We start from the raw sequence: 11,559 nt of genomic DNA, 5'->3' as shown, positions 1-11,559 counted from the left end.
AGTCCTCGGCCGAGATCGGCAACGTCGTCAAGGTGATCACGAGCATCGCCGAGCAGACCAACCTGCTGGCGCTCAACGCGACCATCGAGGCGGCGCGGGCCGGGGAGGCGGGCAAGGGCTTCGCCGTCGTGGCCAACGAGGTCAAGGAGCTGGCCCAGGAGACCGCCAAGGCCACCGAGGACATCGCCCGCCGCGTGGAGACGATCCAGGGCGACACCACGGCGGCGGTGGCCGCGATCGCCGAGATCAGCGCGATCGTCGCCCAGATCTCCGACCGGCAGACCACCATCGCGTCCGCGGTGGAGGAGCAGACCGCCACGACCAACGAGATGAGCCGCTCGGTGCAGGAGGCCGCCGACGGGACGGGTCAGATCGCCGGCAACATCACCGGCGTCTCCGCCGCCGCCGACTCCACCACGCAGGCGCTCACCCAGACGCGCACCGCGGTGGACGAGCTCTCCCGCATGGCGGCCGACCTGCGCAGCGCCGTCAGCACCTTCACCTACTAGGAGGCGCGGCCGGGGCGCGTGCGCCGCGCGCCCCGGCCGGGTTCACCTCCACATCCCGGCGCCCCCCGCCGATAGAGACAGTCGGAGCGCTGCGCTCCGGAAGCGACCTGAGAGAAGAGAGCAGCAGTGGACGGTCTGGACGACATCGTCGAGGAGTTCCTGGTCGAGAGCCACGAGAACCTCGACCAGCTGGACACGGACCTCGTCGCCCTGGAGCAGGAGCCGAACTCCCGGGAGCGGCTGTCCAGCATCTTCCGGACGATCCACACGATCAAGGGCACCAGCGGCTTCCTGGCGTTCAACCGCCTGGAGGAGGTCACCCACGTCGGGGAGAACATGCTCTCCCGGCTCCGGGACGGCGAGCTGGCCCTCACCCCGCACCGCACCAGCGTGCTGCTGCGGATGGTGGACACCGTCCGGTCGCTGCTGACGTCGATCGAGGCGACCGGCGGCGAGGGCGACGTCGACGTCTCGGGCGTCGTCGCGGAGATCAGCGCGGCGATGGACGACACCGCTCCCACCCCGGCCGCGGCGCCCGTCGAGGCCCCCGCGCCGGAGGCGCCGGCGGCCAAGCCCGCTGCCCGCGCCCGCAAGGCAGCCGCCAAGCCGGCGGCGAAGGCCGCTCCCAAGACCTCCGCCGCCAAGACCCCGGCCGCCAAGGCCCCGGCCGCCAAGGCCCCGGCCGCCAAGACCCCGGCCGCCCCGGCCGAGCCCGTCGCCCCTGCGCACGACCTCGCCCCCGCGCCGGACCCCGCCCCGGAGGCCGCCCTCCCCGAGCTGCCGCAGGAGCCGGCGGTGGAGGCCCCCGCCGCCGACCTCGGCGTGCCGCAGCCCCGGCCGGCCGCCGACGACCACCCCGACCACCCGGAGGGCGCCGGTGAGGGCGCCGGCCAGGCCGGCCGCCGCGGCGTCGCCGACAGCACGATCCGGGTGGACGTCGACCTGCTCGACGAGCTCATGCTGCTGGTCGGGGAGCTGGTGCTCACCCGCAACCAGATCGTCCAGTACGTCGCCCGCCAGACCGACACCGACCTGGTGCGCGCCTCGCAGCGGCTCAACCTCATCGCCAGCGAGCTGCAGGAGGGCGTCATGAAGACGCGCATGCAGCCGATCGACCACATCTGGTCGAAGCTGCCGCGCGTCGTCCGCGACCTCGGCCTGCAGCTGAAGAAGACCATCCGCCTGGAGATGGAGGGCCGTGACACCGAGCTCGACAAGACCCTCCTCGAGGCGGTCAAGGACCCGCTGACCCACCTGGTCCGCAACTCCGTCGACCACGGCATCGAGCCGGCCGACGTCCGCAAGGCCAAGGGCAAGCCCGCCGAGGGCGTGCTCACCCTGCGCGCGAAGCACGAGAGCGGCCAGGTCGTGGTCGAGGTCGCCGACGACGGCGCCGGCATCGACCCGGCGCGGATCGGCGCCAAGGCCGTCGAGCGCGGCCTGATCAGCGCCGACGCGCTGCACCGGATGAGCCCGCAGGACCTGCTCCAGCTGATCTTCCTGCCCGGGTTCTCGACGGCGGCGGCGGTCACCAACGTCTCCGGCCGCGGTGTCGGCATGGACGTCGTCAAGACCAACATCGAGTCCATCGGCGGCACCATCGAGGTCGAGTCGCAGCCCGGTCAGGGCACCTGCATGCGGCTGCGCATCCCGCTGACCCTGGCGATCGTCCCGGCCCTCACCGTCGAGTGCGCCGGCGACCGCTACGCCATCCCGCAGATCAGCCTCCAGGAGCTGGTGGCCCTCGACGCCGAGAAGGCGGCGAGCGCGGTGGAGATGGTCGGCGGCGCGCCGGTCTACCGGCTGCGCGGCGAGCTGCTGCCGCTCGTCCGGCTCACCGACGTCCTCGAGCTGCCGAGCGACCGGCACGACGGCCACGTGGTCATCGCGGTGCTGCGCTCCGAGGGCCGCCGGTTCGGCCTCGTCGTCGACCGGGTCCTCAACACCGAGGAGATCGTGGTCAAGGCCCTCGGCGGCCAGCTGAAGTCCATCGGGCTGTACTCCGGGGCGACCGTCCTCGGCGACGGCGCGATCGCGCTGATCCTCGACGTCCAGGCGCTCTCCCGCCGGGCCCTGCGCACGGAGACCACCGAGCGCCAGGAGTCCCGCGAGGCCGCCGCGGCGGCCGAGCGCACCGACCGGGACCGCCAGCGGATGCTGCTGGCCGCCATCGGTGGTGGCCGGCGCGTGGCGATCCCGCTCGACACCGTCACCCGGCTCGAGCAGGTGCGCATCGAGACGGTGGAGAAGGTCGGGAACCGCGAGGTCGTGCAGTACCGCGGCGCGATCCTGCCGATGGTGCGGCTGGACCGGCACCTCGGCGCCTACGGCGAGACCGACCGCGAGGTGCTCGAGGTCATCGTCTACTCCGACCACGGGCGCAGCGTCGCCATCGTGGTCGAGGAGATCCTCGACATCGTCGACGGCGAGGCCGCCGTCCGCAGCGACATCGACGACCTGGGCCTGCTCGGCTCCGCCGTCCTCGGCGACAAGGTGACCGAGCTGCTCGACGTCCGCGCCGCGATCCTCGCCGCCGACCCGGCCTTCTACTCCGCCCCCGACCACTCGCCGGCGACCGACGGTGTCGCGGCCCCGCTGCTGGAGGTCTGACCGTGCCCGCTCCCACCGCCACGCCCGCGCCCGCGACGAGCGGTCAGCTGGCCACCTTCTGGCTGGACGGCGACCTGTACGGCGTCGAGGTCGAGCACGTGCAGGAGGTGCTGCGCAGCCAGGGCCTGACCCGGGTGCCGCTCGCGCCCCCGGCCGTCGCCGGCCTGATCAACCTGCGCGGCCAGGTCGTCACCGCCATCGAGCTGCGCGAGCGGCTCGGCCGCCCGCCGCGGCCCGAGGGCACCGACGCCGTCGTCATCGTCGTCCGGCTGCACGGGGAGGCCGTCAGCCTGCTCGTCGACTCGATCGCCGACGTCGTCGACGTCGACGCCAAGGACTTCGAGACCCCGCCGGACACCCTCGACGGCCAGGCGCGCGAGCTGATCCGCGGCGCGTACAAGCTGGACGGGCAGCTGCTGCTCGCCCTGGACGTGCAGAAGGCCGTCTCCGCCTGACCGACGGCCCCTGCAGGGCGCCGTCCCAGCACCTCGCCACCCCCGGTCCCGCCCACCCAGGGCGGGGCCGGGGGTGGCGCGCGTCCGGGGGCTGCTGCGGCCCGGCTCGACCCGGACGGCGGTCGACCGGACCGCGCCCCCGCGCCCGGACCCCGTCACGCTGCGCGATCGACCGGAGACCGAAAGCAGCCGGACACGCGGCTGTCCCGCACCGCACCTCCGGCGAACGGGTGACGGCCGCATGGCGTGGACGGCTCCGGACCGTCACAGTGGACGGGCCCACTTCCCGGGAGCCCGCTGGAGGCGTCGCCGTGCCCTACTCGCTGGTCAGTGCCGCGACGCTCGCGTTCGACCTGGTCCGCCTGCCGGCCGGCCGGAACGTCGCCGAGGTGCTGCTCACGGGTCTGAACGCCGACGCCGCGACGCTCGAGCGCCTGGCCTCCGCCCACCCGGGCCGGGAGGCCTCGCCCGAGCAGCGCGGGGTCCTCGCCGTCCGGTCGCGCCGGGCCCGGGAGCTGGCCACCGGCGTGCCGCACGTCAGCGGGGTCGCCGGCCGGGTGGCCGCCGCGGAGGACCGCGCCGCCGTCCTGGTCGAGCAGCTGGAGCGGGGCACGATCGGCAACGCGCCGACCCTCGAGCGGTTGCTGCGCGAGGACGTCCTCGGGCCCGAGCACCCGGCCGTCGTCGACGACGTCGTCCGCGCCGAGGCCGCCGACGTCCTGGCCGACGCCGCGATCGGCTTCTGGGCGCAGGACGTGCTGCCGCCGCTGGTCCACCGCGAGCTCACCGCCGCCTACCACCGCGCGGCCGTCGGCTGGGGCGGCCTGCCCGAGCTCGGTCCGGCGACCGCCGGGCTGGCCGGCCTGCTGGCCGCCGTCGCCGAGCTGGACGCCGCCGGCCGCGGCCGCTGGCGCGCCGCCGTCGACGAGGGGCGGACCGAGCGCCGGCCGTGGGCGAGCGCCATGCACGACGCCTGCTGGGCGGCGCACGTCTCCGGCCGCACCCGCACGCTGGCCGCCGCCCAGCTGCACGCCGTCAGGGCGTTCACCGCCGGCGGCTTCGACGGCCGCGACGGCGCGCACGGCGTCTGGAACGCCGTCGCCGGCTGCGTGCAGGCGGTCGTGATGGCCGACCTCCTCGACGAGCGGTCGCTGGCCGTGCTGCGCGCCCCCTGGCTGCGGGTCACCGGGCAGCGCTGACCGCCGCTCCCGCCCGCGCTTTGTCGACAATGCGGTGACCGCCCTCCCCGCGTCGACATTCCGACAATTTCCGGGAATGGTCGCGGGCGGATAAAGAATGGCGCCGGCGCGGCGTTGCGCGGGCCGGTTACGAGTCCGTCCGGTCACGCTGGTCGGGCCCCAGCCAGTCGCCCCCCACGGATCCGCCGGACCCCCCGGCGGCGGGGGCCCGCCCCGGACGGACCCCCATGCCCCCGCCTCGCCGGCCCTGCGGCCGCTCGTGCTGTCCCGCGACCCGCGGACGGCGACGACGCCGCGGGTGGGCCTCGTCCCCGTGTGCGGGCCGGTCGGCACCGCGGGCGCCAGGACCGGTCCCCGGCGCACCGCGGCGGGCCCCGCGACGCCACCGGCCGGCCGGGCGGGGGGAGATCGGACCGCCGGCCCGCCGGCCGCCGCCCACCGTGACCGCCGCCGCACCCACCACGACCGCCCCGAGCCGCGACGCGCAGGCGGGCCGGCGCGACGCCCCGGACGGCCGGCGGGGCCGACGACCCGGCCGGGGAATTCCGTCCGCGACCCCGGCCACCTGCGCATTCCCGACAATTCTCAGATTTCACGCGCCTCCCGCTCAAGCAGGGGCCGTGGATGCCGATACAGAAATCGACAGCCTGCTGGGCTGGCGCCCAGCAGAAGCAGGAGGACACGCGTGGACCCGATCCGGGTGATGGTCGTCGACGACTCGGTCGTCGTGCGGAAGATCGTGACCGACGTGCTCTCCGAGGACCCGTCCATCGAGGTCGTCGGCACCGCCGTGAACGGCCGGGTGGCTCTCGCCAAGCTCGAGCAGCTCAAGCCCGACCTGGTCACGATGGACATCGAGATGCCGGAGATGAACGGCATCGAGGCGGTCCGCGCGATCCGCGGCGCGCGCAGCCGCGTCCCGATCATCATGTTCAGCACGCTCACGGAGCGGGGCGCGTCGGCCACCCTCGACGCGCTCTCCGCCGGCGCCAACGACTACGTGACCAAGCCGGCCAACGTCGGCAGCGTGGCGCAGTCGATGGAGAGCGTCCGCCAGCAGCTCATCCCCAAGATCAAGGCGCTGCTCGGCCGGCCGGCGACGCCGGGCCCGCGGGCCGCCGCCCCCGCCCCGGTGGCCCCGCCCCCGGTGCCGCGCACCGGCCCGCGCCGCAAGCCCGCCGTCCTCGTGATCGGCTCCTCCACCGGGGGCCCCGAGGCGCTGGCCCGGGTGCTCCCCACGCTGCCGGCGTCGCTGCCGGTGCCCGTGCTGCTCGTGCAGCACATGCCGCCGGTCTTCACCCGCCAGTTCGCCCAGCGCCTCGACCGGCTCAGCGCGCTGCGCGTCGTGGAGGCCGTCGACGGCACGCCGCTGCAGCCCGGGACCGTGCACCTGGCCCCCGGCGACCGGCACCTCGTCGTCCGCACGTCGGGCCGCGGCCCCGTCACCGCGCTGACCCAGGACCCGCCGGAGAACTTCTGCCGCCCCGCCGTGGACCCGCTGTTCCGCTCGGCGGTCGCCGCCTACGACGGCGCCGTCCTCGGCGTGGTGCTCACCGGCATGGGCTCCGACGGCCGCACCGGCGCGGGCGCGATCCGCTCGGCCGGCGGCACGGTGCTCGCTCAGGACCAGGCGACCTCCGTGGTCTGGGGCATGCCGGGCGCGGTCACCCAGGCCGGCTACGCCGACGAGGTCCTTCCCCTTGACCGGGTCGCCGAGGCGATCGGCCGGCACCTGTCCGGTCTGCCCACGAGCGCTCCCACCCCTGCGACGGTCGGAGGCCGGCGATGACACTTGCGACCACGAGCTTCGACTGGGTGCGCCAGCTGGTGCACAGGGAGAGCGCGATCGTCCTGCAGCCGGGCAAGGAGTACCTCGTCGAGGCGCGCCTGCTGCCCGTGGCCCGGGCCATGGGGCTGCCCGACGTCGGCAAGCTCGTCGACTCCGTGCGGACCCGTCCCGACCCGGACGCGACCCGCAGGATCGTCGAGGCGCTGACCACGAACGAGACGTCCTGGTTCCGCGACGGCGACCCGTTCACCGCGCTGACCTCGACGGTGCTGCCGGCGCTGGTGGCGGCCCGCGGGGCGTCGGAGCCGCTGAAGATCTGGTCGGCCGCCTGCTCCAGCGGGCAGGAGCCGTACACGATCGCCATGCTCCTCGAGGACGCGCTGCCGAACGCGGCGTCGCGGGTCTCGATCATGGCCACCGACCTCTCCCGCGAGATGGTCGACCGGACCCGGGCCGGCCGGTTCAGCCAGCTCGAGGTCAACCGCGGCCTGCCCGCGCCGATGCTGGTGCGCCACTTCAGCCGGGTCGGCACCGAGTGGGAGGTGGCGCCGGCGCTCAAGCGGATGGTCACCGCCGCCGAGTGCAACCTCGCCGCCCCGCTGCCGCGGATGGGCCCGTTCGACGTGGTCTACCTGCGCAACGTGCTCATCTACTTCGACCTGCCGACGAAGCAGTCGATCCTCCGCCGGGTGCGCGACCTGATGCGCCCCGACGGCTGGCTGTTCCTGGGCGCCGCGGAGACCACCCTCGGCGTCGATGACAGATGGGAGCGGGTCGTCATCGGCCGCAGCTCCGCCTACCGCCCGCTGAAGGGGGCTTGAGGAATGCGTGCTCTGGTCATCGACGACTCCCGCGCCATGCGCCGGATCGTCACCTCCATCCTGGAGAACCTCGGGTACGAGGTCCGCGACGCCGGCAACGGGCGGGAGGGGTTGGACGTCCTCGACGAGGGCTGGGTCCCCGACCTGGCCACCATCGACTGGAACATGCCGGTGATGGACGGCCTGCAGTTCGTCTCCGCCGTCCGCGCCAACCCGGCCTGGCGCTCGATGACCATGATGATGGTCACCTCCGAGAGCGAGCACACGCAGATCGTGCGCGCGCTGGCCGCCGGCGCCCACGAGTACGTGATCAAGCCGTTCACCGCCGACGCCATCCGCGACAAGCTCGCGCTGCTCGGCCTGCTCCCCCAGGAGGTCGTCCTGTGACGACGTCGTTCGACACCGGCGTGCACGCGCGGCCGGTCATCCCCGAGCTGATGGACGAGGCGACCGTGCACTCCATCGCCGGCGAGGCCTGGATCGCGCTGGTCGGCGAGGAGGAGCTGCTCGTCCCCCTGCCCGGCGAGCTGCCGGCCGAGGTGCTCTCCAGCTGGGTCGACGTCGTCGGCCCGTGGACCGGCAGCGTCGTCCTGACCACCGGGGTGCGGACGGCGGAGGAGCTCACCCGGGCCCTCCTCGGGCCGGCCGCGCCCGAGGTGCTCGAGCACCTCGACGTCGTCGACGCCTTCGGCGAGATCGCCAACGTCGTCGGCGGCAACGTCAAGGCCGCGCTCCCCGGCCCGTCGGCGCTCAGCCTGCCCGAGGTCGGCCAGGCCCCCGCCGTCCGGAACCCCGCCGACGTCGTGCGCATCGACGTCCTCTGGCGGGGCGAGCCGGTCGCCATCTCCGTGCAGGGCGCGCTCCCGGCCCTGCCCGGTTCCCACAACTGATCCGCATCACGGAAGAGGTGTCCCTGTGAAGATCCTCGTCGCCGACGACAGCCGCGTGATGCGGCAGATCGTCATCCGCACCCTGCGCCAGGCCGGTTACGACGACCACGACATCGTCGAGGCCGAGGACGGCGCCGACGCGCTGGCCAAGGTCGGCTCCGAGCAGCCCGACCTGGTGCTGTCGGACTGGAACATGCCGAACATGACCGGCATCGAGTGCCTGCAGGCGCTGCGCTCCTCGGGCTCGACCGTGCCGTTCGGGTTCGTCACCTCGGAGGGCTCGCAGGAGATGCGGGACCGGGCCGCCGACGCCGGCGCGCTGTTCCTCATCGCCAAGCCGTTCAACGAGGAGACGTTCAAGGACGCCCTCGACGGGGTGATCGCGTGACCACCGGCACCGTCCATCTGCCGGCCGCCAAGGACGTCCGCGACATGCTCGCGGGCCTGCTGGGCAAGCCGGTCACCGTCAGCCCGGGCGCGCCGGTCACCCCGACCCCGAAGAGCCCGGTGTCGGTGGCGGTGTACGTCGACCCGCAGATGGCGGTCAACGCCCTGTGCGTCCTCGACCTCGCCGCCTCCGCCTACACCGGCGGCGCGCTGGCCCTGCTTCCCCCCGGCGGCTGCCAGGACGCGGTGGAGGAGGACGGCGAGCTCAGCGGGCTGATGGCCGAGGCGCTGCACGAGGTGGTCAACGTCCTGTCCGCGCTGTTCAACACCCCGGGCGCGCCGCACTCGAAGCTGCACAAGCTGTTCGTCCCGGGCGACGAGATCGACGCCGACATCGCCGGCATGCTGGCGAACTTCAACCGGATCGACCTCGTCGTCGAGGTCCCCGGCTACGGCAAGGGCGGCCTGTCGCTCGTCGTGGCCTGACACCCGACCGCCCGAAGGGCCCCACCCGTCGCGCGGGTGGGGCCCTTCGGGCTTCCCGGGGACCGCCTGTTGCACGTGGAACACCGCTCACACGAGGGCCGCGCTGCGCTCCCGGATCTCGGTGGGCAGGCAGGCCCAGACGTGCTTGCAGCTGCCGTCGACGTACCAGCCGTGCGCGACCGACAGCCGGGCCACCAGGTGCAGCCCGAGGCCGCCCTGCGCGGGGTCGCGGTCGACCGCGGGCACGGGCATCGTCTCCGCGTCGCGGTCGCTGACGTCGAGCAGCCAGCCGCCGCTGCCGGCGACGACCGTGGCCACCACCGGCGTCTCGCCGTGCCGCAGCGCGTTGGAGGCGAGCTCGTCGAAAGCGAGGATGAGCTGCTCGGCGGCGGGGTCGTCGGGGTCTCTCGGGAAGCCGACGTCGTCCAGCCTGCTCCGCAGCACCGACCGTGCCGCGGGCAGCTCACCGACCGCCCCGAGGTGCCAGCGCCAGACCTCCCCGCGACCATCCGGCAACGGCCGTAATGGCCAGGTCATGCGAGCCATGCCTCCTCCGGTCGCCGTCCTTCTTCTGGGACCTCCTCTCGGTGCCCAGGAAGCGGCCCGCCCAACCACGCCCTGCCCCGCGGGGGTGAGGCTCAGGCCCCCGGCCGGACGCGGACCGCGACGAGGGCGACGTCGTCCTGCGGGGTGCCCTCCAGCATCCGGTCGAGCAGCTCGTCGCAGAGCTCGGCGAGCGGCCGGCCGGCCAGCGCCGCCAGCGCGCCCCGCAACCGCTCCAGCCCGGTGTCGAGCGTCCGGCCCCGCCGCTCGATGAGGCCGTCGGTGTAGAGCAGCAGGACCGTGCCGGGGGCCAGGTCGAGCACGTGCTCGGCGCGGTCGGCGGACGGGTCGACGCCCAGCATGAGGTCGCCCAGCGGCCCGCCGAGCACGTCGATCGCGCCGTCGGGCGCGAGGAGGAACGGCGGGGGGTGGCCCGCGCTGGCCCAGCGCACCCGCACCGGGCCGCCGGTCAGCCCGCCGAGCTGCGCGACCGCGGCGGTCGCCAGCGTGCCGGTGTGCATCGCGGCGATGGCCTCGTCCAGGCCGCGCAGCACCTCCCGCGGGCCCGCGCCGCTGTGGTGGGCGATCCCGCGCAGCAGGCCGCGCAGCTGCCCCATGGCGGCGGCCGCGGCGGTGTCGTGGCCGACGACGTCGCCGATGACGACCGCGGCCGTGCCGTCGCGCAGGTGGAAGGCGTCGTACCAGTCCCCGCCGACCCGGGCGGCCTCGGCGGCGGGGACGTAGCGCACGACGACCTCGGTCCCGGGCACCGCCGGGGGATCGGTGAGCAGGCTGCGCTGCAGCGCCTCGGCCAGCTTGGCCTGCTCGCTCTGCCGGTGCACGCGGTCGACGGCCCGCCCGGCCTGGGCGGCGACCTCCCGCGCCGTCTCCAGGTCCTCGTCGTCGAGCACCCGGCCCGGGTCGTGGTAGAGGGTCAGGACGCCGACGGTGCGGTCGGCCGCGGGCAGCGGGAGCACGCTCGCCCGGTCGGGGCCGAGCCGCTCGAGCAAGTCGCGGGCCGGCCCCGGCCGCATGAGCGCGAGCACGTCGGCCACGGGCTCGGTCACCTGCGTGCCCGTCGCCAGCGCCCGGGCCACCGGTGAGTCCGGCGGCAGCGTCTCCATGCGCACCGCCGCGTAGCGGTGCAGGAGCTCGCGCCGGCCCGCGTCGGCGTGCCACGACCCGACGTCGCGGGCGCGGCCGTCGCGGTCGACCACCGTCACGATGCACGCATCGGTGAGGGTGGGGACGACGAGCCGGGCCAGCCGGCCGAGCGCCGAGGTCCCGTCGAGGGCACCGGACACCTCGGCGTTCACGCGGGCCAGCAGCCCCAGCCGGGCCGTCGCGCGGCGGGCGGCCTCCTGCGCCTCGTGCCGGGCGGTGACGTCGAGGAAGTAGACGGCCAGCCCGTCGGGACCGGGCCAGGCCCGCACCTCGTACCAGCCGCTGCGCTCGCCGACGTAGGGCGCCTCGAACGCCACGGGCCGGCCGGTGGCGGCGGCGTCCCGGTAGGCGGTCTCGAACGCGCTGCCGACCATCCGCGGGTAGACGTCCCAGATCGACCGGCCGATCAGCTCCTCCCGCGGGCGGGAGAGCAGCCGGTCCATCTCGGTGTTCACGTAGCGGAACCGCCACTCGCCGTCGAGCAGGAAGAACGCCGCCGGCATCGCCTCGAGCACGTCGGCGAGGGTCGCGTGGGAGATCCGGCCGCCCTCGCCCTGCACCACGCGCAACGGCGGGGCGCTCGCCGCGAGGATCCCGGCCGGGGGCTGCTGCTCGGCCACCCCAGCCTCCAACCGTCGGCGCTTCCCGGCCCCGCTGTTGGAGCACCGCCCGGCCCCTGCGCGGGGCGGGTGGACAGGAGCAGTGT

General features: G+C 74.9%; 12 protein-coding genes. 10 read left to right on the top strand and 2 right to left on the bottom strand.

What is annotated here, in order from left to right; genetic code table 11:
- The 10 genes from ACI78S_RS04515 to ACI78S_RS04470 form a co-directional block, all read left to right on the top strand.
- Positions 1-509, top strand: a 509-nt coding sequence (locus ACI78S_RS04515; RefSeq protein ID WP_456971020.1) for a methyl-accepting chemotaxis protein, incomplete at its 5' end; no start/stop codon positions are given.
- Positions 510-635: 126 nt separating this feature from the next.
- Positions 636-3,119, top strand: coding sequence for a chemotaxis protein CheA (locus ACI78S_RS04510; RefSeq protein WP_456971019.1), 2,484 nt, complete (start codon positions 636-638; stop codon positions 3,117-3,119).
- Positions 3,120-3,121: 2 nt separating this feature from the next.
- On the top strand, positions 3,122-3,574 hold the full coding sequence (locus ACI78S_RS04505) for a chemotaxis protein CheW (RefSeq protein WP_456971018.1): 453 nt from the start codon (positions 3,122-3,124) through the stop codon (positions 3,572-3,574).
- Positions 3,575-3,885: 311 nt separating this feature from the next.
- Positions 3,886-4,773, top strand: a complete 888-nt coding sequence (locus tag ACI78S_RS04500; protein ID WP_456971017.1) for a hypothetical protein — start codon at positions 3,886-3,888, stop codon at positions 4,771-4,773.
- Between the two features lie 685 nt (positions 4,774-5,458).
- A complete protein-coding gene (locus tag ACI78S_RS04495; protein WP_456971016.1) occupies positions 5,459-6,562 on the top strand; it encodes a protein-glutamate methylesterase/protein-glutamine glutaminase in 1,104 nt (367 codons plus the stop codon).
- Positions 6,559-7,383 (top strand): CheR family methyltransferase, encoded by an 825-nt coding sequence (locus ACI78S_RS04490; protein ID WP_456971015.1) that lies wholly within the window; start codon positions 6,559-6,561, stop codon positions 7,381-7,383. Before ACI78S_RS04495 ends, ACI78S_RS04490 begins: the two co-directional genes overlap by 4 nt.
- A gap of 3 nt (positions 7,384-7,386) precedes the next feature.
- On the top strand, positions 7,387-7,770 hold the full coding sequence (locus ACI78S_RS04485) for a response regulator (RefSeq protein ID WP_456971014.1): 384 nt from the start codon (positions 7,387-7,389) through the stop codon (positions 7,768-7,770).
- Entirely contained in the window at positions 7,767-8,273 is a 507-nt protein-coding gene (locus tag ACI78S_RS04480; RefSeq protein ID WP_456971013.1) for a chemotaxis protein CheX, read from the top strand. Before ACI78S_RS04485 ends, ACI78S_RS04480 begins: the two co-directional genes overlap by 4 nt.
- A 25-nt stretch (positions 8,274-8,298) precedes the next feature.
- On the top strand, positions 8,299-8,661 hold the full coding sequence (locus ACI78S_RS04475; protein ID WP_456971012.1) for a response regulator: 363 nt from the start codon (positions 8,299-8,301) through the stop codon (positions 8,659-8,661).
- Positions 8,658-9,146 (top strand): hypothetical protein, encoded by a 489-nt coding sequence (locus ACI78S_RS04470; protein ID WP_456971011.1) that lies wholly within the window; start codon positions 8,658-8,660, stop codon positions 9,144-9,146. The genes ACI78S_RS04475 and ACI78S_RS04470 overlap by 4 nt, the downstream gene beginning before the upstream one ends.
- 87 nt (positions 9,147-9,233) lie before the next feature.
- On the opposite strand, the gene ACI78S_RS04465 is transcribed toward ACI78S_RS04470, so the two are convergent.
- Positions 9,234-9,683, bottom strand: coding sequence for an ATP-binding protein (locus tag ACI78S_RS04465; RefSeq protein ID WP_456971010.1), 450 nt, complete (start codon positions 9,681-9,683; stop codon positions 9,234-9,236).
- Positions 9,684-9,784: 101 nt separating this feature from the next.
- Positions 9,785-11,473 carry a SpoIIE family protein phosphatase gene (locus tag ACI78S_RS04460; RefSeq protein ID WP_456971009.1) on the bottom strand — a complete coding sequence of 563 codons (1,689 nt, stop codon included), beginning with the start codon at positions 11,471-11,473 and terminating at the stop codon, positions 9,785-9,787.
- Between the last annotated feature and the right edge of the window lie 86 nt (positions 11,474-11,559).

The sequence above is a fragment of the Geodermatophilus sp. SYSU D00815 genome (genome assembly GCF_054050035.1).
The sequence above is the reverse complement of the archived record's forward strand: the minus strand, read 5'-3'. Positions and strand labels throughout refer to the sequence as shown.

Excerpts from the sequence above, each read along its gene's own strand:
- ACI78S_RS04490 (WP_456971015.1), top strand. The coding sequence starts at position 6,559 with ATGACACTTGCGACCACGAGCTTCGACTGGGTGCGCCAGCTGGTGCAC.
- ACI78S_RS04485 (WP_456971014.1), top strand. The coding sequence starts at position 7,387 with ATGCGTGCTCTGGTCATCGACGACTCCCGCGCCATGCGCCGGATCGTC.
- ACI78S_RS04465 (WP_456971010.1), bottom strand. The coding sequence starts at position 9,683 with ATGACCTGGCCATTACGGCCGTTGCCGGATGGTCGCGGGGAGGTCTGG.